Annotated in this window: 22 protein-coding genes; 9 read left to right on the plus strand and 13 right to left on the minus strand. The window is 32.0% G+C overall.

What is annotated here, in order from left to right:
* Positions 1-2: 2 nt before the first annotated feature.
* The 4 genes from MW871_RS12385 to MW871_RS12400 all read right to left on the minus strand — a co-directional run bounded on the left by MW871_RS12385 (position 3) and on the right by MW871_RS12400 (position 3,452).
* Positions 3-431 carry a 3-hydroxyacyl-ACP dehydratase FabZ family protein gene (locus tag MW871_RS12385; protein WP_188050954.1) on the minus strand — a complete coding sequence of 143 codons (429 nt, stop codon included), beginning with the start codon at positions 429-431 and terminating at the stop codon, positions 3-5.
* A gap of 84 nt (positions 432-515) precedes the next feature.
* Positions 516-1,568, minus strand: a complete 1,053-nt coding sequence (locus MW871_RS12390) for a type III polyketide synthase (protein ID WP_248428865.1) — start codon at positions 1,566-1,568, stop codon at positions 516-518.
* Positions 1,565-2,272 carry a methyltransferase domain-containing protein gene (locus MW871_RS12395; RefSeq protein WP_248428866.1) on the minus strand — a complete coding sequence of 236 codons (708 nt, stop codon included), beginning with the start codon at positions 2,270-2,272 and terminating at the stop codon, positions 1,565-1,567. The genes MW871_RS12390 and MW871_RS12395 overlap by 4 nt, the downstream gene beginning before the upstream one ends.
* Before the next feature lies 1 nt (position 2,273).
* Entirely contained in the window at positions 2,274-3,452 is a 1,179-nt protein-coding gene (locus tag MW871_RS12400; RefSeq protein WP_345799463.1) for an NAD(P)/FAD-dependent oxidoreductase, read from the minus strand.
* A 54-nt stretch (positions 3,453-3,506) separates the two neighbouring features.
* Here MW871_RS12400 and MW871_RS12405 point away from each other — a divergent pair, with 54 nt between their 5' ends.
* Entirely contained in the window at positions 3,507-4,223 is a 717-nt protein-coding gene (locus MW871_RS12405; RefSeq protein ID WP_248428868.1) for a hypothetical protein, read from the plus strand.
* Between the two features lie 27 nt (positions 4,224-4,250).
* Here the strand turns inward: MW871_RS12405 and acs are convergent, their stop codons facing one another.
* The 7 genes from acs to MW871_RS12440 form a co-directional block, all read right to left on the minus strand.
* Positions 4,251-6,158 carry an acetate--CoA ligase gene (acs, locus tag MW871_RS12410; protein ID WP_188050949.1) on the minus strand — a complete coding sequence of 636 codons (1,908 nt, stop codon included), beginning with the start codon at positions 6,156-6,158 and terminating at the stop codon, positions 4,251-4,253.
* Between the two features lie 464 nt (positions 6,159-6,622).
* Positions 6,623-8,092: a ketol-acid reductoisomerase gene (gene ilvC, locus MW871_RS12415; RefSeq protein ID WP_248428869.1), complete on the minus strand. Its 1,470-nt coding sequence runs from the start codon at positions 8,090-8,092 to the stop codon at positions 6,623-6,625.
* 71 nt (positions 8,093-8,163) lie between these two features.
* Positions 8,164-8,691, minus strand: coding sequence for an acetolactate synthase small subunit (gene ilvN / locus MW871_RS12420; protein WP_188050947.1), 528 nt, complete (start codon positions 8,689-8,691; stop codon positions 8,164-8,166).
* Positions 8,692-8,695: 4 nt separating this feature from the next.
* A complete protein-coding gene (ilvB, locus tag MW871_RS12425) occupies positions 8,696-10,393 on the minus strand; it encodes a biosynthetic-type acetolactate synthase large subunit (protein WP_248428870.1) in 1,698 nt (565 codons plus the stop codon).
* Between the two features lie 56 nt (positions 10,394-10,449).
* The gene (ilvD, locus tag MW871_RS12430) at positions 10,450-12,123 is read right to left on the minus strand and encodes a dihydroxy-acid dehydratase (protein ID WP_248428871.1); all 1,674 of its coding nucleotides are present in this window, start codon (positions 12,121-12,123) and stop codon (positions 10,450-10,452) included.
* A 274-nt stretch (positions 12,124-12,397) separates the two neighbouring features.
* The gene (gene leuB, locus MW871_RS12435; protein WP_248428872.1) at positions 12,398-13,513 is read right to left on the minus strand and encodes a 3-isopropylmalate dehydrogenase; all 1,116 of its coding nucleotides are present in this window, start codon (positions 13,511-13,513) and stop codon (positions 12,398-12,400) included.
* A 48-nt stretch (positions 13,514-13,561) separates the two neighbouring features.
* A complete protein-coding gene (locus MW871_RS12440; protein ID WP_248428873.1) occupies positions 13,562-14,737 on the minus strand; it encodes a 2-isopropylmalate synthase in 1,176 nt (391 codons plus the stop codon).
* Between the two features lie 155 nt (positions 14,738-14,892).
* Between MW871_RS12440 and MW871_RS12445 the strand changes: the two genes are divergently transcribed.
* The gene (locus tag MW871_RS12445; protein WP_248428874.1) at positions 14,893-16,437 is read left to right on the plus strand and encodes a hypothetical protein; all 1,545 of its coding nucleotides are present in this window, start codon (positions 14,893-14,895) and stop codon (positions 16,435-16,437) included.
* A gap of 31 nt (positions 16,438-16,468) precedes the next feature.
* Here the strand turns inward: MW871_RS12445 and MW871_RS12450 are convergent, their stop codons facing one another.
* Positions 16,469-16,696: a hypothetical protein gene (locus tag MW871_RS12450; RefSeq protein ID WP_248428875.1), complete on the minus strand. Its 228-nt coding sequence runs from the start codon at positions 16,694-16,696 to the stop codon at positions 16,469-16,471.
* Positions 16,697-17,160: 464 nt separating this feature from the next.
* The gene (locus MW871_RS12455; protein ID WP_248428876.1) at positions 17,161-19,137 is read right to left on the minus strand and encodes an alpha-ketoacid dehydrogenase subunit alpha/beta; all 1,977 of its coding nucleotides are present in this window, start codon (positions 19,135-19,137) and stop codon (positions 17,161-17,163) included.
* Between the two features lie 168 nt (positions 19,138-19,305).
* On the opposite strand from MW871_RS12455, the gene MW871_RS12460 reads away from it, so the two are divergent.
* From MW871_RS12460 to MW871_RS12490, 7 genes are all read left to right on the plus strand, one after another.
* Complete coding sequence (locus MW871_RS12460) at positions 19,306-20,256, plus strand: isopenicillin N synthase family dioxygenase (RefSeq protein ID WP_188050939.1); 951 nt, start codon at positions 19,306-19,308, stop codon at positions 20,254-20,256.
* A 118-nt stretch (positions 20,257-20,374) separates the two neighbouring features.
* Entirely contained in the window at positions 20,375-20,758 is a 384-nt protein-coding gene (locus MW871_RS12465) for a GxxExxY protein (RefSeq protein WP_188050938.1), read from the plus strand.
* Positions 20,759-20,813: 55 nt separating this feature from the next.
* Positions 20,814-21,143, plus strand: coding sequence for a translation initiation factor (locus tag MW871_RS12470; RefSeq protein WP_188050937.1), 330 nt, complete (start codon positions 20,814-20,816; stop codon positions 21,141-21,143).
* Positions 21,144-21,260: 117 nt separating this feature from the next.
* The gene (locus MW871_RS12475) at positions 21,261-22,130 is read left to right on the plus strand and encodes a nucleoside phosphorylase (RefSeq protein WP_248428877.1); all 870 of its coding nucleotides are present in this window, start codon (positions 21,261-21,263) and stop codon (positions 22,128-22,130) included.
* Between the two features lie 125 nt (positions 22,131-22,255).
* Positions 22,256-22,786 carry a GNAT family N-acetyltransferase gene (locus tag MW871_RS12480; RefSeq protein ID WP_248428878.1) on the plus strand — a complete coding sequence of 177 codons (531 nt, stop codon included), beginning with the start codon at positions 22,256-22,258 and terminating at the stop codon, positions 22,784-22,786.
* A complete protein-coding gene (locus tag MW871_RS12485; protein WP_248428879.1) occupies positions 22,783-23,634 on the plus strand; it encodes a substrate-binding domain-containing protein in 852 nt (283 codons plus the stop codon). The genes MW871_RS12480 and MW871_RS12485 overlap by 4 nt, the downstream gene beginning before the upstream one ends.
* Before the next feature lie 22 nt (positions 23,635-23,656).
* Positions 23,657-24,589, plus strand: a complete 933-nt coding sequence (locus MW871_RS12490; RefSeq protein ID WP_210646503.1) for a transglutaminase-like domain-containing protein — start codon at positions 23,657-23,659, stop codon at positions 24,587-24,589.
* The last annotated feature ends 32 nt before the right edge of the window (positions 24,590-24,621 follow it).

The following is a 24,621-nucleotide window of genomic DNA, read 5'->3' on the forward strand; positions in this document are numbered from 1 at the left end:
AATTATACGATCATTCCAGCAATTGTTCCAGAGCAGACTACTTCTCCTTTTGTGTTTTTCATCCAAACTTTGCATTTTAATTTTCCAAATCTAAAATAAATTTTCTCTGAAAAAACAGTTACTTTTTCGTTAGGATAAACTCCTTTTAAAAAATCTATTTCTGTTGATGTTAAGGCAATTGATGTATTTTTACTAAATGTATCATTTAACAAAAACAGACCCAAACATACAAGGCCAATTTGAGCCATAGTTTCCGTCAAAATTACTCCTGGTGTTATTGGAAACTCTCTAAAATGACCTTTATAAAATTCTAGATTTTCATCAAAAGTAAAAGTACCTTCTACTCCTTTTTCATCAATATGAATGATTTCATCTACAAATAAAAAGGGTTTAGAATACGGTAATTTTGATATAATTTCTTGAAACTTCATTAACGAAATATTTTTTTATATTATAAATTCACTGATTATTTCATAATCGACATTAGCTTATAATCTCTGAATAGATAATAAATTTTAAAACTGTAACAATACTCTTTGAGCCGAAAATCCAGGGCCAAAACTCAACATTAAGCCTTTTGTGCCTTTTTTAGGATTATCATCCATAATTCGCTCTAAAACATATAAAACAGTTGCGCTAGACATATTTCCGTATAATCGCAAAACTTCTTTAGTATCATTTATATTTTTTCCCATATCCGAAAATAAAGCTTCTACGGTTTGCACAATTTTTTTTCCTCCAGGATGAAAAATTAAATGATCAATTTGAGCGATATTAAGATTATTTTTTTCTAAAAAAGGATTAATAATATTTGGAAAATGGGACGATATAGTTTCGGGAACCTCAATATCTAAGACCATTTGCAAGCCCGAATTAGTAAGTTTAAAACCCATCATATCGATATTATCATAAAAATGGTACATTTCTTCGGCCACCACTTCGGGACCTTCATCATCTTCATGAGAAGAAAGTAATACGCAAGCTGCGCCATCACCAAAAATAGCAGCGCTTACAATATTAGCCATCGAAAAATCATCCAATTGAAAAGTTGCAGTAGGACTTTCGACCGCAATAACAGCCGCTCTTTTGCCTGGATTCGCTTTTAAGAAATTCTTGGCATAAATAATTCCAGAAACTCCAGCAGCACAACCCATTTCGGTAACAGGAAGTCTGACAATATCTTGTCTCAGTTTTAGTTTATTTATTAAATAAGCATCTAAGGACGGAATCATAATCCCGGTACAACTTACTGTAATAATATAGTCTAAATCTTCTGGTTTCCATTGAGCTTTGACTAGAGCTTTTTCTAAAACTTTTTCTCCTAGATCAATCACCTCTCGAACATAAATATCATTTCTTTCCTCAAAAGAAGTTTTGGTAAAAACTTCGATAGGATCCATGATTGAATATCGTTTATCTACAGCGGCTCCTTCAAAAATTTTTTTTACTTTTCTGATAAATCGATCCTCTTGACCTACTAACCAAGCATCTAGAAAAGGGATTATTTCAGTTGTATTTCTGAAATATTTAGGTAACTGCTTTGTTACTGTTTTTATTTTTACACTCATATTTTTGAAATTATCCATTGATATCTAAAAGCCCATCTCCAATGAATTTTATATTTACTAAAGTTTAATTTTTTAGAAAAAGCAACTAGCTCTTCTTTTTTAAATCCTCTTAATATTGAAACTAATCCATCTTCTCGAGACATTGCATTCAATTGAAAAACAAAGCACAACCCTTGAAACAAACGATAAGCAATTGCGCTTCGTTGTAAATCATTAATTACAATACCAATTGTTGCAGTTGTATAAAAAGTGTTTAACAAATAAACAATTTCATCGTCTTTAAAATGATGTAATGTTAACGTGCATAATATAATATCATACTTTACATCAAGGAATTCTTTACTGAATATATCTTGGCATAAATAACTAATATTAGGATAATTTTCTGAAAGTTGTTTTGCATGTGATACCGTAAAATTATTAGCATCTATTCCAATTAATTTGAATTTTAAATTGTTTTTTAACCCAAATTCAGCTAAAGTACGCAGCATATCACCATTACCACAACCAACATCTACAATCACTATTTCGTTAGGATTAGCCGGAAGCAAATCTTGGACTCCTTGTAAAGTTAACTTGTTTCCTCCTAAAAGCTGATTAATTTTAGCAATTTTGTCTAAAGCGTCACGCAGGATTTCTCCTTCCATAGCAAAATCGTCCATAATTTCAGGTTCGTCTGTCCTATATTTTGTATTTAATGCCATTTTATAAGTTGAAAGTAATTGGTTTTCCGTGTGTTTTTTTAATTATTACAGGCAATATAAACGGAAATACAGTTAATATACGCATTGCCAACGAAGATAGTTTTGGCTTCTGTAATAGATTAGATAATAATCGTCCCGTTTTAAGACGTCCTTTAAAATTTAAATCCCATTCTTTCTTGTATCTTTTCTCTAAATCTTCTCTAGATTTAATTTCTGTGCTGTAAAATTTTCCTACCAACTCAGATACAATTTTAGCACTATTTATAGCCATAGCCATTCCGTTTCCGCATAAAGGATGAATTAAACCAGCAGTATCACCAATCATTAAAATGTGATTTTCAACACTTTCCTTTTTATCAAATGAGATTTGACTTATTGTTAAAGGATTTTCAAAAATTATTTTACTGTGATTAAATACTTCTTTCAAATGAGGGTTTTTATTCACTACTTGCTCTTGATAATCACCAATGTTTTTATATTTTTTAAAAGTTTCATAATCGGCTAAATAGCAAATGTTTATACTATTATTTTCTACTTTAGAAACGCCACAATATCCACCACTAAAATTATGCAAACCGACCAAATCATCAGGAAAATTTCCAGAATAATGTGCTTTTACGGCCAACCAAGCTGATTTTTTCTGAATGAAATTACGATTTAATTTTTGATCTATGTTGGAGCGTTTGCCAAAAGCACCTATTACAATTTCTGATTTAAAAACTGTATTATTTGCAGTGTTTATTGTAAACTCATCCTCTTTGTAAACAATAGATTCTACTGTATCTTGTATTACTTCACAGCCCACAGCGATTGCTTTTTTGAACAAATATTCATCTAAAACGTAACGACTAATTCCAAAACCTCCAAGAGGTAATTTACTTTTAATTATTTTGCCAGAAACAGTAGAAAACTCTAAACGAGTAATATTAGTGGGATTTAGGTTTGAGATATTTAAATCAAGAAATTTAAGATAAGACACTACTTCATTAGAAATATATTCTCCACAAACCTTATGTTTTGGGTATTCATTTTTTTCGAATAAAACAACTTTCATTCCGATCTTAGATAAATGTATAGCAGCTGTTAAACCCGCTAATCCTCCACCAACAATCACTATTTTTTTTTGTTCCATATCAGGTAAATTTAGCATTTTAGTGGAATAATAACATCTAAACCGTATTAAATTTTGATTAGTTTGTGTAATAAAAAATTAAAATATTAGATTTGTTTGGTAATGAACACTCAAAATATAAAAAATGTACTGTTAATCATCCCAATATTTTTTTTGGGAATATATTTTTGTGCCGGAATATTTTTTGACCCAAATTTGATTATTTATATTAAACCGCTTATAATCCCGTCATTTCTACTGTACGCTTTAGTTAATAATTACAATAAATTTAATCCTAATTATTATTTATTTGTCGTTTTATTTTATTTGAATGAATTGTTGCTTTTATTTTGGGAAGATTCGGCACAATTATTCAGAATGGCTTCAATAGCTTCTTTTTTTTGTTATCTATCTTTAATAAATTTAGGTTATAAATCAATAAAAAAAATAAAAATAGATACTGCACCAAGCGCTTTTACTTTATTTATTTTAACTCTCAACGTAGTTTTTTTATGCGCTATTCTATATATTTTAATATCTGCAATTGGTGACGAATATCTCAATATTATTTTAGTTTTTAATGCAATAGCGACCGTATTTCTTGGTGTTACAGCAGTTTTGTATTTAGGAAAGTTTGCGGATAAAAAAGCATTTTATTATTTTTTTGGCTCTATAGCGTTAATATTTAATGATATATTTGCTGCGATAGGAACTTACTTTGTTGAGAATGTAATTTTAAACACTTTTGACAGACTCTTACATTTTACTTCGTTTTATCTCATTTATAAATTCATGATAACGGATAAAAAAAAGGCTAAAAATCTTATCACAGATTCTTAACCTTACTTTTCATTATATAAATTTTATTTAGATTTTACCTTCTTTTATTTCTTCAACAATTTCAGGATTTAGCAAAGTAGAAATATCACCAAAATTCGAATAATCGCCTTCTGCTATTTTTCGCAATATTCTACGCATAATTTTACCAGATCTAGTTTTTGGCAAGCCAGTAACAAACTGAATTTTATCTATTTTAGCAATTGGGCCAATATGATCTGAAATCAATTGATTAATTTCTTTTACTAAGTTTTCTCGAACTCGATATTCTCCAACTTCTTTCAAAATTACAAAAGCATATAATGCATTTCCTTTTACATCATGTGGAAAACCTACAATGGCAGATTCTGCAACAGCAGGATGTTCATTTATAGCATCTTCAATTGGTGCTGTTCCTAAATTGTGTCCAGAAACAATAACAACATCATCTTCTCGACCAGTAATTCTATAATAACCTACTTCATCTCTAAGCGCGCCGTCTCCAGTAAAATATTTACCTGGAAAAGCAGAAAAATAAGTGTCTTTATACCGCTGATGATCTCCCCAAATTGTTCGTGCAATACCTGGCCATGGAAATTTAATACAAAGACTACCATTTACTTGATTTCCTTCTATTTCATTTCGTTTATCATCCATTAATACGGGCTGAATTCCTGGCAATGGTAAGGAAGCATAAGTTGGCTTTGTTGGAGTGACAAAAGCAATAGGAGAAATAAGTATACCTCCAGTTTCAGTTTGCCACCAAGTATCGACTAAAGGGCATCTTTTACTTCCTACATGATCGTTGTACCAATGCCATGCCTCTTCATTTATAGGTTCTCCCACGGAGCCAATTACTTTTAAAGAAGTTAGAGGATGTTTTTGAACATATTCTAAGTTTTCTTTTGCCAAAGCGCGAATGGCAGTTGGAGCGGTATAAAATTGTGTTATTTTATGTTTTTCGATAATTTCCCAAAAACGACTAAAATCTGGATAAGAAGGAACACCTTCAAAAATAACAGTTGTAGCTCCATTTAATAATGGTCCATATAAAATATACGAATGTCCGGTGATCCAACCAATATCTGCGGTACACCAAAATACATCATTTTCTTCGTAGTTAAATACGTTTTTGAAAGTATATGCGGTATAAACCATATAACCCGCAGTAGTATGAACCATTCCTTTTGGTTTTCCTGTAGATCCAGAAGTGTAGAGTATAAATAAAGGATCTTCTGCATCCATTATTTCTGCTACATTATTATCACTAGCTTCATCTAAAAGAGGTTGCAACCATTGGTCACGACCTTCTTTCATATTTATCTCAGAATTAATTCTTTTGACTACTAAAACACTTTCAACACAGCTGCATTTGTCTAAAGCTTCGTCTATAATTCCTTTTAAATCTATTGTTTTATTTCCTCTGTATCCTCCATCAGAAGTGATAACTATTTTACATTCACTATCATTAATTCTGCTGGCAACGGCTGAGGCGGAAAATCCCGCAAAAACAACCGAATGTATGGCTCCAATTCTTGCACAAGCTAAAGTAGCAATAGCTAATTCAGGAATCATAGGCAAGTAAATACACACACGATCTCCCTTTTTTACGCCTTGTTCACGCAATACATTTGCCATTTTACAAACTCTTTCGTGCAACTCATTATATGTGATATGTAATGCTGTTTCTGAAGGATCGTTGGGTTCGAAAATAATTGCAGTTTTGTCTCCTCTTTTAGCTAAATGTCTATCGATACAGTTTTTTACAATATTTACTTTTGCTTCAGTAAACCACTTAATATCTGCTTCTGCCATATCAAACTCAACAACTTTATCCCATTGTTGGTACCAAGTAAAATTTTCTTGTGCTATTTTACCCCAAAATTTTCTAGGTTCACGAACTGATTTATTGTAATGTTTAAAATATTGTTCTAGATTATCAATTTTGTAGTAGCTCATATTCAAATTTTTTATAAAAGTATTAAATCTCGCGCTATTCTTAAAATTATCACCATTATATATAATGATTCAAATCTAAATACAACCAAAATCAGCAGGGTTTTTTAATAGCTATTTAGATGATTTTTAGTTGCTAACAAATAAGAAAGCATAAAAAAACGAGAAAGTTTAATTCTTTCTCGTTTTGTTTCTATATGCTTATATTGTAAAGACAAAAGTTGCTTTAACAAAATTTAAATCAGCTAATTATTTTTAATAACTAAAGATAATATTCTTTAGACTTATCCTAAATAATTTCAAGAATAGGGATTAATCCACTTAACTATAACCTCATTTAAAGTTAAGTGGATGTACAAGCCTTCCATTTGTTTTTAGATTTAATACCTTAACTAATTCAACATAGTACTAATCCATAGAATGCTAATCCCCGATTTTTTTTATTGTAAAATATAATTTTTTAAAAGTTATCCTATTTTCTTCATTGCTGTCATAGATTCTCTCAACCATTCTCCAACCTCTTCTATTGGATGTTGACGAATACTTTTGTTTACGCCGATAAGAACTGCGTTTTCTACTGCATTAGAGTCAGAAAAAGGTTTCCCAATCACATTTGTATCAATGGATTTCATAAAGTCCGCTAATAAAGGTTTGCAGGCATGATCAAATAAATAGCAACCATATTCTGCTGTATCCGAAATAATTCTATTCATTTCATATAATTTTTTTCTTGCCACAGTATTGGCAATCAAAGGCAATTCATGTAAGGATTCATAATAAGCAGATTCCTCTATAATTCCAGTTTCAGTCATGGTTTCAAAAGCTAACTCTACTCCTGCCTTAACCATTGCAATCATCAAAACGCCATTATCAAAATACTCTTGTTCAGAAATAGGCGTTGTTGTTGGAGCGGTTTTCTCAAATTTAGTTTCTGCAGTTGCAGCTCTCCATTTTAATAAATTGACATCATCATTAGACCAATCGATCATCATATTTTTAGAAAATTCACCAGAAATGATGTCATCCATGTGTTTTTGAAATAAAGGACGCAAGATATCTTTTAATTCATCTGCTAATCGGTAAGCTTCAATTTTTGAAGGATTTGACAAACGATCCATCATATTGGTAATTCCGCCGTGCTTTAAGGCTTCCGTAATGGTTTCCCAACCATATTGAATCAATTTTGAAGCATAAGAAGGCTCGATTCCTTTTTCTACCATTTTATCAAAACATAATATTGAGCCTGTTTGCAACATTCCGCAAAGGATGGTTTGTTCTCCCATTAAATCTGATTTTACTTCAGCAACAAAAGAAGAATTTAAAACTCCTGCTTTATGTCCGCCAGTCGCTACTGCATAAGCTTTGGCTTGTTCAAAACCAAAACCATTTGGATCATTTTCTGGGTGAACTGCGATTAATGTTGGTACTCCAAAACCTCTTTTGTATTCCTCTCTCACTTCTGATCCTGGACATTTTGGCGCGCACATTATTACGGTGATATCTTTGCGAATTTGCATTCCTTCTTCTACAATATTAAAACCGTGTGAATAGGCTAATGTCGCACCATTTTTCATCAATGGCATAATGGCATTCACAACAGAAGTGTGTTGTTTGTCTGGAGTAAGATTGCAAACTAAGTCAGCTGTTGGTATTAATTCTTGATAAGTTGCCACTTTAAATCCATTATCAGAAGCATTTTTAAAAGAAGCTCTTTTCTCAGTAATTGCATCAGCACGCAAAGCATACGAAATATCTAAACCTGAATCTCTCATGTTTAATCCTTGGTTTAAACCTTGAGCTCCACAACCCACTATTACAATTTTTTTTCCTTGTAATGCTTTAGTTCCATTTGAAAATTCAGATTGATCCATGAATTCACAAACTCCTAATTGTTCTAATTGTAATCTAAGTGGTAATGAATTGAAATAATTTGCCATTGTTTCTATTTTAATGTTTTTGTGTTTTATTTTTGAAATACCTTCTTATTTTTAATTCCAATAAAAAGGTTCTATTGATTACTTAATGTTTCTAATAAAGAGGATATTTCCATTTTTTCTTTAGAAACTGATATTCTTCCAGAACGAACAAATTGCATAATTCCAAAAGGCTTTAATTTATCGTATAACGCTTCTATTTCGTTGCGTTGTCCTGATTTTGAAATCACAAAAAAGTCTCTTGCAACGGTAACAATTTCAGAATGACTTTCTTTAATGATATTTTGAATTTCTCTTTCGTCAAACAAAAGGTTGGATTGAATTTTAAACAAAGCATTTTCTAAGAAAATTGTTTCTTCATCAATATGATAAAATGCTTTAATGACTTCTATTTGTTTTTCAATTTGACCCACAATGTTCTGAACCCATTTTTCAGTTGTATCAACCACAATAATAAATCTCGAAACATTTTCTATTTCAGATTCAGATACATTTAAACTCAAAATATTAATATGGCGTTTCAAGAATATTCCAGATATTCTGTTTAATAAGCCAACGTTGTTTTCTGAATAAACAGAAATGGTGAATGTTTTATTTTCCATACTATTAGCTTAAGCGGATATCAGAAACTGATGCTCCAGTTGGGATCATTGGGAATACGTTATTTTCTTTTTCTACCATAACCTCTAAGAAATAGGATTCTTTTGAAGCCATCATTTCGGCGACAGCTGCATCAAGATCTTCTCGTTTGGTCACTTTTTTTGCTTTAATGTAATAGCCTTCAGCAATAGCTATAAAATTGGGATTTATCATCTCCGTAGAGGCATATCGCTTATCAAAAAACAATTGTTGCCATTGACGAACCATTCCTAAAAACTCATTGTTTAGCACTACAATTTTGACTGGAACTTTAGTTTGAAAAATGGTTCCTAGTTCCTGAATGGTCATTTGAAAACCACCATCGCCAATTATAGCAACCACTTCGCGATTGGGCATTCCCATTTTAGCACCAATTGCCGCTGGCAAAGCAAATCCCATTGTTCCTAAACCACCTGATGTTACATTACTTTTAGTCGAATTGAATTTGGCGTAACGGCAAGCAAACATTTGGTGTTGCCCCACATCCGAAACCATAATGGCATCACCTTTAGAGTGTTTATTAATCATTTCGATGGTTTCTCCCATAGAAATTCCTTTATCATTGGTTGGCTTTAACTCTTCATTGATAACCTGATCTAATTCAATTTGATATTTTTCTTTGAATTCATTGTGCCAAGATTCGTGCTTATTATTATTAATTTTTGGGAGCAAAGCAGTCAAAGACTCTTTCAAATCTGCTAAAACGGCTACTTCTGTTTTAACATTTTTATCAACTTCAGCTGGATCAATTTCAAAATGAATAACCTTTGCTTGCTTGGCATAAGTGGCCAAATTTCCAGTAACTCGATCATCGAAACGCATTCCCAAAGCAATAAGAACATCACATTCATTTGTGAGAACATTAGGACCATAATTTCCATGCATTCCAACCATTCCTACGTTTAAGGGATGATCTGTTGGCAATGCCGAAAGCCCTAAAATTGTCCAAGCAGCTGGAATTCCTGATTTTTCAACTAATTCTTTTAGCTCTGCTTCGGCTTCACTAAGAATTACACCTTGCCCAAAAATGATAAAAGGTTTTTTAGCATCATTGATCAATGCAGCCGCTTCATTCACTTTAGTAAAATCTAATGTAGGCTTTGGATTATAACTTCTAATGCTGGTACATTTTTTATAACTAAATTCAATTTCGTCAAATTGAGCATTTTTCGTGATGTCTATTAGTACAGGACCTGGACGACCTGATTTGGCAATAAAAAAAGCTTTCGCCATTATTTCTGGAATTTCAGAAGCTTCGGTTATTTGATAATTCCATTTGGTCACAGGAGTAGAAATACCAATAATATCTGTTTCCTGAAAAGCATCTGAACCCAATAAGTGTTTACCAACTTGTCCCGTAATACAAACCATTGGGGTAGAATCAATTTGAGCATCTGCAATTCCTGTTACTAAATTAGTTGCACCTGGACCTGAAGTAGCAATTGCCACTCCTACTTTTCCAGTTGCTCTCGCAAAGCCTTGTGCTGCGTGGGTTGCGCCTTGTTCGTGTCTGACCAAAACATGATGCAATTGATCTTGAAATTTATATAATTCATCGTAAACTGGCATAATCGCTCCACCGGGATATCCATAAACCAAGTCTACACCTTCTTCTAGCAAGCAACGTATAACGGCTTCGGCACCAGATATTTTATTATTTTTCATCCTTTTATCTTATTTTCAAACCTATTGAAATTTCATTTTATTAAAATTATTTTGACTTACTTATCGGTAACACAACCTGTCGACGCACTTGAAACAGCTCTAGCGTATTTTAGCAAAACGCCTTTAGTCGCTTTTAATTCGGGTTGAACCCAAAGAGCTTTCCGAGCAGCAAATTCATCATCAGAAATTTTGAGATTGATGGTATTATTTTTGGCATCTATAGTAATTGTATCACCATTATTGACGAGTGCAATTCCTCCACCATCAAAAGCTTCAGGAGTAATATGCCCTACAACAAAACCATGTGTACCTCCAGAGAATCTACCATCGGTAATAAGTGCAACTGAATTGCCGAGTCCAGCTCCCATAATAGCAGAAGTTGGCTTGAGCATTTCGGGCATTCCAGGACCGCCTTTTGGACCACAATTTCGAATAACAACTACATTACCAGGATGAACCAAACCACTTTGAATTCCTGGAATAACTTCAAATTCACTTTCGAAAACGATAGCTTCTCCTTCAAAAAATTCTCCTTCATTACCACTAATCTTTGCTACAGAACCTTCCTCAGCTAAATTTCCATACAAAATTTGAATGTTACCTGTAGGTTTTAATGCTTTTTGTATTTCATGAATTACCTCTTGACCATCACTTAAATTGGGAACTGAAGCTAAATTTTCAGCAACTGTTTTCCCTGTAACGGTCAAACAATCTCCATGAAGCAAACCTTCTTTTAATAAATATTTCATTACTGCGGGAACACCACCAACTTGATGTAAATCTTCCATCATGTATTTCCCACTTGGCTTTAAATCAGCTAAAACAGGTGTTTTATTACTGATATCCTGAAAATCTTTTAAAGTAATTTCGATATTTACAGCATGCGCCATTGCAATAATATGCATCACGGCATTAGTTGATCCACCCAGAACGGCTACCATCATAATCGCATTCTCAAAAGCTTTTCGAGTCATGATATCGGTAGGTTTAATGTCTTTTTCTAACAAAAGTCGTATCGCTTTACCAGCAGCAACGCACTCTTGTTTTTTTTCATCACTTAATGCTGGATTTGATGAACTATAAGGCAAACTCATTCCCAAAGCTTCAATTGCAGAGGCCATAGTGTTTGCAGTATACATTCCGCCGCAAGCGCCAGCTCCTGGACAAGCATTCTGAATTACACCTTTAAAGTCTTCGTCAGTGATTGTATTATTAAATTTTTTTCCCAAAGCTTCAAAAGCTGAAACAATATTTAAGGATTCTCCTTTCCATTTTCCGGAGTGAATTGTGCCTCCATACACCATAATTGCAGGACGATTTACTCTTCCCATTGCCATTATGGCTCCTGGCATATTTTTGTCACAACCTGGAATTGCAATTAAACTGTCATACCATTGTGCGCCCATAACAGTTTCTATAGAATCAGCAATTACATCTCTAGAAACTAGTGAAAAACGCATTCCATCTGTGCCATTTGAAATTCCGTCACTAACTCCAATGGTGTTAAAAATTAAACCCACCAAATCAGCATTCCACACTCCTTTTTTTACCTCTTTTGCAAGATCATTAAGGTGCATATTACAAGTATTTCCCTCATAACCCATACTCACAATTCCTACTTGCGCTTTCTTTAAATCGTCTTCTGTTAAACCAATTCCGTATAGCATTGCTTGTGCAGCAGGTTGTGTTACGTCTTGAGTTATTGTTTTACTGTACTTGTTTAATTCCATTATATTTGATTTTGTATTTTAATTTTTTTCCAAAAAAAAACCTCCCAAATGATGGGAGGTTTTAAATATATATTTTTCAATTATACCTATACCATTTCCCTTGCATATGTGTTTACCACAATGACAATAATAATAATAAGAGAAATAATAATTGAGTTTTGCATTTGTTTATTTTTTACACTGCGAAAGTAGGACTACTTGTTTAATAAAAAAAACATAATCTCAATTATTAACATATTATCAATTATTAATACTCTTTTTTAACAATTTATCTTTAAACTATAGTCGATTGCCCGATATATACATTATCGCTTTTAAAATACAAGTCGTCTTTACTTAAAATGTAGTTCGAAATAAAGTCTCCCACTTCATTTGTTCCAAATTTTGAATAAGGATTCAAATCAGCGGTAACTACATTGAGTTCAATTGCTTTATGAACGGCTTCGTACACTTTTTGGGATTCCTGATGAAGACCAAAATGCTCTAAAAGCATTGCTGAAGCTAAAACAGAAGCAATTGGATTGGCAATATTCTTTCTTCTAGCTTCAGGAAATGAACCATGAATAGGTTCAAAAAGTACACTAGAATTCCCTAATGAAGCAGAAGGCAATAAGCCTAAAGCTCCTGTGATAACACTCGCTTCATCGGATAAAATATCACCAAACAAATTCTCTGTCAAAATCACATCAAATTGTTTTGGATTAATAATAATTTGCATCGCTGCATTATCAACAAGTAAAAATTCTAGTGTAACTTCTGGATATTCTTTAGCAATTTGAGTTACTGTTTTTCTCCACAACCTAGAGGTTTCCAGAATACTAGCTTTATCTACAAGAGTTAGCTTATTTCTTCTTTTTTGTGCTGCTCTAAAGGCTAAATGAGCAATTCTGATAATTTCTTCTTCAGTATATTCGCATAAATCTGAAGCTACAGTTCCTTGGTCATTGATCTTTTTTTCACAAAAATAAGAACCTCCAGAAATTTCTCTAAAAATCACAAAATCAGTATCCTCAATTATTTTTCTTTTTATTGGAGATAAATCTAGTAAGTCTTTGTAAGGTTTTATTGGTCGGATATTAGCATACAAACCCAATGCTTGTCTTAATTTTAACAATCCATAAATTGGATTTAACTTGCTATTACTATTATTATCATAAATTGCATCGCCAATCGTTCCAAATAAAACAGCATCGGTGTTCAAGCAAAGATTTAAGGTTTGCTCTGGCAAAGGATTTCCTGTTTTTTCTATAGCAATTGCGCCTATAAAAGCATCTTCAAACACAAACTCATGATCATAAATGATTGCAATAGCGTTTAATGCTTTTTTGGCTTGTAAAATAACCTCTGGACCAATTCCGTCTCCTGATAATACTGCTATTTTTAAATTCATCTGATTTTATTTTTAATGGAATATTATCTTCTATATATTAGTTTACGATCAATTACGGATTAATTCACTTTGTATGTTGCAGACTTCTATAATCTGGTGAATATCATCATCTAAAACTTCTTTTTTGATATCAGCAAATCTTAAAAATTCAAAATAAACAAGATCTAACTGTACTTTTGAAAGTTCATAGCCCACTTTTTTTGCTCTATACGCTAATGCAGCTCTTCCACTTCTAGCAGTTAGCACTATTGAAGATTGATTGACTCCAACATCCAATGGATCCATAATTTCATAAGTAGACCTGTTTTTTATTACGCCATCTTGATGAATGCCAGAACTATGTGCAAATGCATTAGCACCAACTATTGCTTTGTTAGGTTGTACTATCATTCCCATACTATCAGAAACTAAACGGCTCATTTCATTCAGTTGTTTTGAATCGATATCAGTATATAAATTCAAATAAGGATGTTGCTTAAAAATCATAACGACCTCTTCAAGTGCAGTATTTCCGGCTCTTTCTCCAATTCCGTTTATTGTACATTCAATTTGCCTGGCTCCATTTACTGCTCCTGCAATTGAATTTGCCGTTGCCATACCTAAATCATTATGGCAGTGACAGGAAAGAATTACATTCTCTATTCCCTTTACATTTTCTCTTAAATATTTTATTTTTGCACCATATTCTTCTGGCAAACAATATCCCGTTGTATCTGGTATATTTAAAACGGTAGCGCCCGATTTTATTGCTTCTTCGCAAACTCTAGCTAAGAAATCATTGGCTGTTCTACCGGCATCTTCGGCATAGAATTCTACATCTTCTACATAAGATTTAGCATGTGAAACGGCAAACTTTGCTCTGGCAATAATATCCGCTCTTGTCGTTTGTAGTTTATGAATTATATGTGAATCAGATGTTCCAATTCCGGTATGAATTCGTGGTTTTTTGGCAAATTTCAATGCTTCTGCTGCTACATCAATATCATTTTTAACGGCTCTAGTTAGCCCACAAACCGTTGCGTTTTTTACAATTTTGCTGATTTCTTTAACAGATAAAAAATCACCGGGACTAGAGACAGGAAATCCAGCTTCAATAATATCAACACCCATTTCGTCGAGTCGATTGGCTATAAGTAGTTTTTGATTGGTATCTAGCTTACATCCTGGGACTTGTTCTCCGTCTCTTAAAGTGGTGTCAAAAATTTGAACTTTCTCTCTATTCATATCCGTTTATTTAATGTAATTTCACATTTCATTAACAAAGTTATATTTGAATACTTTAATTATAAAACACATTTTAACCAAATATACTATTCATAAAGGAATTAATTAAGTTTTAACTTATTGATTTACAAAGTATTAATCTTCTTTATTTTACAATGGCTAACCATCAAAAAGATTTCTTATTTGTTTTAATAAAATCCCTTTCTAAATCTGAGAAAAGACAATTCAAGATTTTTGCAAGTAGATTAGAGACTAGTTCGAACACAAAATTTATTGAATTATTCAACATTTTAGACAAATCGGAAGCATATGAAGAAAAACTTATTTTAAAAAGTGGGATTATAAAAAAAGTGCAGTTATCAAATCTCAAATCCTATTTATACAAACAAATTTTAGTTAGTATCAGACTTAATATTCCTAGTCAAAACATGCGGTATCAGTTGCGAGAGCAAATTGACTTTGCTACTATTTTATATAATAAAGGATTGTACAAGCAAAGTTTAAAAATTCTTGATAAAACAAAAATTCTTGCCTTAGAAAATGACGAAAAGCTAATGGCATATGAGATTGTAGAATTTGAAAAACTGATTGAATCACAATACATCACCCGAAGTATTCAAGGACGTGCTGATGAATTGGTCATTCAAGCTAAAGAACTGAATTATCGCAATACAATTTCAAGTAAACTATCAAATTTGTCGCTGCAGTTGTACGGAATCATGCTAAAAACAGGTTATGTAAAAAGTGATGCTGAATTTAAATATATTGATAATTATTTTAATAAACATATAGCAAAACTTGATGTAAGTAAATTTAGTTTTAGAGAGAAATATTGGTTTTACAATGCCAATCTTTGGCGTAGTTTTTTAGTACAAGACTTTTTAGGAAGTTATAAATATGCCTACAAATGGGTAACTCTTTTCTATGATAATTCAAATATGATTTATCTAAATCCAGTCTTTTTCTTAAAAGGAAATCACTATTTGTTGGAGTCTTTATTCATGCTAAAATACAAATCTAAATTCAAGAAATATTTATTACAGTTAGAAGCTACCATAAAGGATACACGTTTTCCTGTGAATGATAATATTGCTTCATTATCCTTTTTATATGTATATAATAATAAATTAAATTATCATATTCTTGAGGGAACATTTGCTGCAAGTGAATACTTAATTCCTGAAATACTAAATAAATTAAAAATACATTCCGATCATCTTGATGAACATCACGAAATGCTCTTCTATTATAAATTTGCTTCTATTTATTTTGGAAATGAAAAATATACAGAATGCATTTTTTGCTTAGAAAAAATCATAAACAATAAAAACTTGTCCATGCGAGAAGACTTAATGTGCTTTTCGAGATTGTTAAGTCTGATTGCTCATTACGAATTAGGGAACGATTATTACTTAGAAAATCAACTAAAAAATACTTACAAGTTTTTACTAAAGATGAATGATTTGCAGGAAGTTCAGAAGGAAATCATTCGTTTTATGAAAAACCTAAATTCAATTTACCCGAATGAAATTAAAAAAGAGTTTGTAAAAATGAGGTTGCGTTTTATCGAATTAGAAAAAAACACCTATGAAAAACGGGCTTTTTTATATCTAGATATTATTTCTTGGTTGGAAAGCAAAATAGAAAATAGAAAAATAAGTGCAATTATAATTGAGAAGGCAAAATTAAGCAATCGATAATTTGGTGTAATAGAGGAAATATTTTACTCTGTTACTTTATTATTTCTTTGCGTCCTCTAATTATATCGTCAAAAGCTGCACATTTTACATATTCTTGTTCTCCCTCTATATTCATTGGTAAAAAAACAAATTCAACCTCAGATAAATCTTCTTTTAAGTAAAATGCCATGTCATCTAACTTGTAAAACCATTCGGTATCAAATTGCATTTTATTAATCGTTGCATCCTTAATCAGTAGTTTTTCTTTTAGAGGTTTCATAATTTTTAAATTTAGTTTCAAAATTAAAGTATCATCATAAAGTTGCCAAATTATTATTCTATTTTTATAATCAAATCAAAAATTATTTTTTTTTATAAATTATAAAAACGTTAAAATAACACTGATATGAATCATAAATTACTTTATTAATTACTCTAAAATTTAAAATTATGAACGGATTTTTTAAAACGATATTAGCTGGTTACGGTGCCAAAAAACTTGGTGGTGGATGCTTTGGAACAATTATATTATTTATAATTATTTACTGGATCTTGGGGTATTTTTAGAATTAAAAAACTAAAAATAAATCAATTATAATTAAAAAAAGAGCGTATGATATTAAATCTACGCTCTTTTTTCATATAATTATTTTAATATTAAGAGTTCACTAAAACTATTGCATCAGCTTTAGCAAATATTAATCTCTTTACTCATTTGTTTAAAAATCAATTATTACAGACTATTTAATACGCTAATAACTCCATCAATTCTTTCTCAAATCTTCCTTTCGGTAAATATTGATCTTCTAACGCCTTTGTAAAAGGGATCGGACTATCTAAACTGGCCACACGTTTTACAGGAGCGTCCAAATATTTGAAGCAGTTTTCCATTATCAAGGCTGATATATCACTAGCTAATCCTCCAAACATACTGTCTTCCTGATAAATGATTACTCTTCCTGTCTTTTTTACTGATGCGTAAATTGCTTCGGTGTCTAGGGGTTGCAACGTTCTTAAATCTAGCAAATCAGCAGAAATAGTTGTGTTTTTAGATAAAGTATCTAATGTCCAATGCACTGCAGCACCAAACGAAATAATAGTTACTTCATTTCCTTCTTTCAACAAAGCAGCTTTTCCTAGAGGAATGGTATAATACTCTTTTGGAACCTCTTGGTGTATGCTTCTATATAATTGTTTGTGCTCAAAAAACAATACAGGATTAGGATCGTTAATAGAGGTATTCAATAATCCTTTTGCATCATAAGGAAATGCAGGATATACCACTTTTAGACCAGGCGTTTTTGTAAACCAAGCTTCATTGGTTTGGGAATGAAAAGGTCCTGCTTGAGTTCCACCTCCGCAAGGCATACGAACTACAACATCTGCTTTCTCTAACCAACGGTAATGTGATTTTGCTAATAAATTTACGATTGGATTAAAACCCGTTGAAACAAAATCAGCAAACTGCATTTCTACAATTGCTTTGTATCCATTAATAGATAATCCCATTCCGGCAGAGACAATTGCACTTTCGCAAATTGGGGTATTACGCACTCTTTCCTTGCCAAATTGTGCCATAAAACCATCTGTAATTTTAAAGGCACCACCGTAATCAGCTATATCTTGACCCATAATTACGGATTCTGGATGACGTTCCATAGATTCACGCAAACTAGCAGATATTGCATCTATAAAACGAATATTTTCTTTCTCTTCTGAAGACTCAAAAGCCTCATGTTGATAAGGTTTATAGACATCATCTAATTCTCCACTATAAGTAGCTTCAATCTCTGGTTCTGCATTAGCAATTGCTAAAGCTTCGTCAATTTCTTTTTTAATTTCAGTTTTTAAAGCGGAATCAAATTCTTGTGAAAGAATACCATTTTCTACTAAAAATTTTCTGTAATTATCTACAGGATCTTTAATCGCCCATAAATCCATTAATTCTTGAGGAACATATTTAGTACCACTCGCCTCTTCATGACCACGCATTCTAAAAGTTTTAAATTCTAACAAAACCGGACGAGGTCTTTCGATCATAGAAGCTTTTAATTCGGATAATAAATTAAACACTTCCAAAATATTATTACCATCAACAATGTGACTTTCCATTCCGTAACCAATTCCTTTGTCAGCCAAATTTTCACAACGGTATTGCTCATTGGTTGGTGTCGATAATCCGTAACCATTATTTTCTATGACGAACATTACAGGTAATTCCCAAACCGAAGCAATATTTAAAGCTTCATGAAAATCTCCTTCACTTGTTGCTCCTTCACCAGTAAAAACGGCCGTTATTTTGCCATTTTTCTTTAATTTATTAGCTAATGCAATTCCGTCAGCAACTCCTAATTGAGGTCCTAAATGCGAAATCATACCAATAATCTTATATTGTTGGGTGCCAAAGTGAAAACTACGATCGCGACCTTTGGTAAATCCATTTGCTTTACCTTGCCATTGCGAAAAAAGTCGGTATAAAGGAATATCCCTTCCGGTAAATACACCTAAATTCCTGTGCATTGGCAAAATATATTCATCGTTGTCTAAAACGGCTGTTACACCTACAGAAATTGCTTCTTGACCAATTCCCGAAAACCATTTAGACACTTTTCCTTGACGGATTAGAATCAACATTTTTTCTTCTATAAGCCTTGGCTTTAGTAATCTTTTATATAAATCTAATAATTGGTTATCAGTAAGATTTTTTTTATCAAAGGTCATTTTTTCGCTTTTTTTGGTATGGCTCAAAGATAAAAAAATATAACAGTTTTGATATAATTTGTTATAAATTTTTATTTTAATAATCCGTTTTAAAATTAGGAATTAAAATTATTCTTTATCTTTGTAGTTACAAGATTTAGCTCTTGTAATTTATTAAATAAAATAAATATGCAAAACATTCCTAGTGTTGACTTGCGTGATTTCCTTTCGGATGAACCGAAACGTAAACAAAAATTTGTAAATGAAATCGGAAGTGCTTTTGAAGACATTGGCTTCGTAGCACTCAAAGGGCATTTTTTAAACGACCAACTGGTTGATGAATTGTATGGTGAAATTAGGAATTTTTTCTCTTTACCTTTAGAAACAAAGCACAGTTATGAAATTCCTGGAATTGGAGGCCAAAGAGGGTATGTTTCCTTTGGGACTGAACATGCTAAAGGCCGAAAAGAAGGGGATTTAAAAGAGTTTTGGCATTTTGGACAATATGTATCTGAAGATTCTAAATATGCTTCAGAATATCCAGAAAATGTGGAAGTAAAAGAATTACCTCGTTTTAATGTAGTAGGAAAAGAAGCCTACCAAATGCTTGAAAAAACAGGTGTTTATGTATTAAGAGCTTTGGCATTGCATTTAGGCTTAGATGAATTCTATTTTGACAATTTTGCCAAAGATGGAAATTCAATTCTAAGACCAATTCACTATCCGCCTATCACATCAGAGCCTGCAAATGCCATTCGCGCAGCAGCTCATGGAGATATCAACTTGATAACATTATTAATGGGTGCTCAAGGAAAAGGTTTGCAAGTACAAACGCATGAAGGCGAATGGATTGACGCAATTGCAGAACCGGATGAATTGGTGATTAATGTGGGTGATATGTTGTCTCGTCATACGAACAACAAATTAAAATCTACCATTCATCAAGTGGTCAACCCGCCAAGAGAATTATGGGGAACTTCTCGCTATTCTATCCCGTTTTTTATGCACCCCGTAAGTGATATGAAATTGGATTGTTTGGAAAATTGTATTGATGAAGAAAACCCAAAGAAATTTGAAGACATTACTGCAGGCGCTTACTTATATGAACGTTTAGTAGATTTAGGGTTGATTAAAAAATAAACTTAAGTTTTCTTAAATTAATGAAAGACATTAGGTTTACACTTAATGTCTTTTGTTTTTATAGAATTAGAACGCAGATAACGCCGGTTTTAACAGATTTACACTGAAACAATTTTTTATGAGTAGTATTTTACATCAAGAATTAACAAAGTCAATCATAAAAATATTCTACGAAGTTTATAATGAATTAGGATATGGTTTTCTTGAGAGAGTGTATCAAAATGCAATGTATTACGAACTTAAAGTAAACGGTTTTAAGGTCGAAGCTCAAAAAAAAATTAAAGTTTATTACAAAGAAATTGAAGTCGGAGATTATTTTGCCGACATAATTGTAAATGATTTGATAATCTTAGAATTAAAGGCTCAAGAGTACTTAGTTGAAGCAAATGAATTTCAACTAATTAATTATTTAAAGTCTACTTCTTGTGAAGTTGGACTACTTTTAAACTTTGGTAAAAAACCAGAATTTGTTAGAAAAATATATCAAAATAATAGAAAATAAAAACCGCGAAAATCAGCTGAATCAGTGTTATCCGCGTTTAATAATATAAATTATCATGGATTTACAAGACCAATTAAAAAACCTTTTTCCAAATCACGAACCAGGTCCAGAAGAAGTGATTGAAGAAGTTCCTCATGAATTATACGTTCAAAAAGAACCTATGATTTGCAAATTTGAAAAGAGAAAGGGAAAAGCAACAACAATAATAGAAGGTTACGAAGGAACAGACGAGGATTTTAAAATTCTAGCTAAAGAAATTAAAACTAAACTTAGTGTTGGCGGCACCTTCAAAGACGATTCTATAATCATTCAAGGCGATTATCGGGATAAAATCATGACCATTTTAAAAGATAAAGGCTTTAAAGTAAAACGGGTTGGTGGTTAAAAAAATGTTTCGTGATCAGTTTTAGGTATTCATTTTAAAGCGTTCAAATAAGTTCCTATTATTAAATTTAACGTTCACTTTGCGCCTTCGCGTCTTTGTGACAAATAAAAATATACAATGATAAAATCATCAGAATTAATATTAAATCCAGACGGTAGTGTTTACCATTTAAATTTAAAACCCGAAAACATTGCACACGATATCATCTTCGTTGGAGATCAAAATCGTGTCGAAAAAATAACACAGTTTTTTGATAGTATAGAATTTTCTACTCAAAAAAGAGAATTTAAAACCCAAACGGGAATCTTCAAAGGCAAAAGAATAACCGTATTATCAACCGGAATTGGTCCAGACAATATTGATATTGTAATCAATGAATTAGATGCATTGGTAAATATCGATTTAAAAACAAAAATGCCAAAAGAAAAATTAACGACACTAAATATCATTAGAGTGGGAACTTCAGGATCTTTGCAAGCAGATATTCCTGTGGATAGTTTTGTAATGTCAAAATTCGGATTGGGATTAGACAACATGCTTCGCTCCTACTTGATCGATGCCGTTTCTAATGTCAAAATGGAAGATGCTTTTGTAGCACACACTAATTGGGATCCTAAAAAAGGAAAACCTTACGTGATTGCTTGTTCTGAGAAGCTCGAAAAAATGATAGAAAGTGACAAAATGCACAAAGGAATTACAGCAACTGCAGGTGGTTTTTATGGTCCACAAGGACGTGTTTTACGTTTGAACATTCAAGATGAAAATCTAAATTCTAAAATGGATAATTTCCAGTTTGAAGGAAATCGAATCACCAATCTTGAAATGGAAACGGCTGCTATTTATGGCCTTTCAGCACTTTTAGGACATAATGCATTATCCTTAAATGCTATAATTGCTAACCGCGCTTCAGGAACTTTTAGTGAAGATCCATACAAAGCAGTAGATGAACTAATCGCATACACATTAGACAAAATAGCGCAATCTTAAAATAATTAATTTTGTTATTCGGAGCTATTTCCTGCTCTTCACTGTATCTTTTCTACTCCTTCGCAGGAGTAAAAAAGGATGCCGTTGCGATCAGGGCAAACAGAATTTCTAACCAATTTTAATAAATGGATTTATTACTAGAAACTAAAAATCTTTTGCTAAGGGAAATGAAAATAGACGATGCAGAAGCACTCTACCAAATGGATTGTAACCCAAAAGTACACCAATACTTATGGAACAAACCTGTAAATAGTATCGATGAAATTTATCAAAATATAGAAAAAGTACGCAATCAATATTTAGAAAATAATATTGGACGATTTGTAGTACTAGAAAAAGAAAGTAATTCAATAATTGGTTGGGCAGGATTAAAATACAATACAGAAACAGTTCATAATAGAATCAATTTCTATGATATAGGATATCGACTTAATGAAAATTCTTGGGGTAAAGGATATGCTTCTGAAGCTGCTTTTGCTTGGCTGAATTATGGATTTGATGTTATGAAAATTGAATCATTAAATGCTTCGGCACATGTTCATAATAGTGCTTCAAATCGAATCTTGGAGAAAATTGGACTAAAATTCACTGAAAACTATATCGAAGATGAAATTTCTTGGAATTGGTATGAATTAAAAAATAATAAAATAGTATGAAAACAATAAAAATAGCTGGAGTTCCAGAACATTTCAATTTACCTTGGCATTTAGCCATAGAAAACGGAGATTTCGAAAAACAGAATATCGATTTACAATGGACACATGTTCCAGAAGGAACTGGCAAAATGTGTCAAATGCTTCGAGATGGTGAGACTGATATTGCAGTTATCTTAACCGAAGGAATTATAAAAGATATTGTTGCTGGAAATCCAAGCAAAATTGTTCAGGTTTATGTTGAAAGTCCATTAATTTGGGGAATTCACGTGGCTGCAAAATCAGATTATAAAACTCTTGCGGATTTAGAAAATAAAAAAGTAGCTATTTCTCGTCTAGGTTCGGGTTCCCAATTAATGGCATACGTAAATGCTAATAATCAAAACTGGGCAACAGATGATTTGCAATTTGAAATCATTAACACCATCGACGGAGCGGTTGAAGCATTGACCAATCAAACTGCTGATTATTTTATGTGGGAACGCTTTATGACGAAACCACTAGTAGATAAAGGTATTTTTAGAAGAATTGCAGATTGCCCTACTCCGTGGCCGTGTTTTGTAATTGCTGTTCGCGAAGAAATTTTAAAAAATGATCGGGAGATTATCTCAAAAATTCTTGCAATCATCAATCAAACTACAGAGGAATTCAAAGATATCCCAAGTATTGATAAAACTTTGGCATCCAATTACGATCAAAAAATAGAAGATATTCAAGATTGGTTAGCATTAACAACATGGTCTCAAAAACAAATAACCAATGAAATGTTAAACAAAGTTCAAAATCAGCTTTTTCAACTTAAAATTATAGATAAAAAAGGTACTTTTGAGGGTATTGTAAAGACGGTTTAGATTACTGTTTGTAGTTTCACGTATGATAAAATTCAAAAACATTACTTTTCAAGATATAAAACAAAAACTTCAGGTCAAAAAACCTTGGGATGATGTTATTATTTTTGTACTTAATATTTTGATTGCTATTCCGCTTTTTATCATTTTACATCAAAATTTAATCAATCCCAACTGGTTTTTAAATATTGATCGTGTTATACTTTTCATTGTAATGATCGTTGTCATTCAACTTATTTTAAGAATGTTACGAACAATAATTATTTTTTGTATTATTCTTTATTTAATAGTATTAGTTTACGGTTCAACTATTGGGAATTATGGGTTTAATAGTGTGTATGAGGACTACAACACAATGATGTATAGTATGTCCTACAATCCATATCCTCAAGATATTATCATTGCCAAATTACTTCCGTTTCCTAATAAATCTAAAATTATTAATGCAATTGAATATCAAAATCCAAAAGTTAGGAATTTTGCTGTAATGGCTACTTCAAAATATTTTAAGGATGTAAAAGGATATGCTGAGTACCGAACCATAATTCAATGTTTTGCCGTTTTTAAAGAAATTAATAGTAGGTGGAATTATGTAAGTGATCCTAAAGCAGGAGATTATATTGCTACCGCTACAGAATCGTTACTCTATTTTTCTGGTGATTGTGACGATCACTCCATTTTGATGGCCGCTTGTGTAAGAGCCATTGGTGGAACACCTCGATTGATACACACCAAGGGACATATTTACCCAGAAATACTCATTGGATCTCATGCTGATTTAGAAAAAGTAAACTTTTTGATTAAAAACATATTATTTCCAAACGAAAGTCGCGATAAAAAGCTTTTTTATCACGTAGATGAACGCGGACAAATCTGGATGAATTTAGATTACACCGCTCGATATCCTGGCGGTCCTTTTTTATCAGAAGAAATTTTAGGTGCTTTGACCTTAGATTAAGTACTAGTATTATTTTTCTGAATTAGTCGTAA

This window comes from Flavobacterium pygoscelis, from assembly GCF_023162025.1.
GTDB lineage: Bacteria > Bacteroidota > Bacteroidia > Flavobacteriales > Flavobacteriaceae > Flavobacterium > Flavobacterium pygoscelis.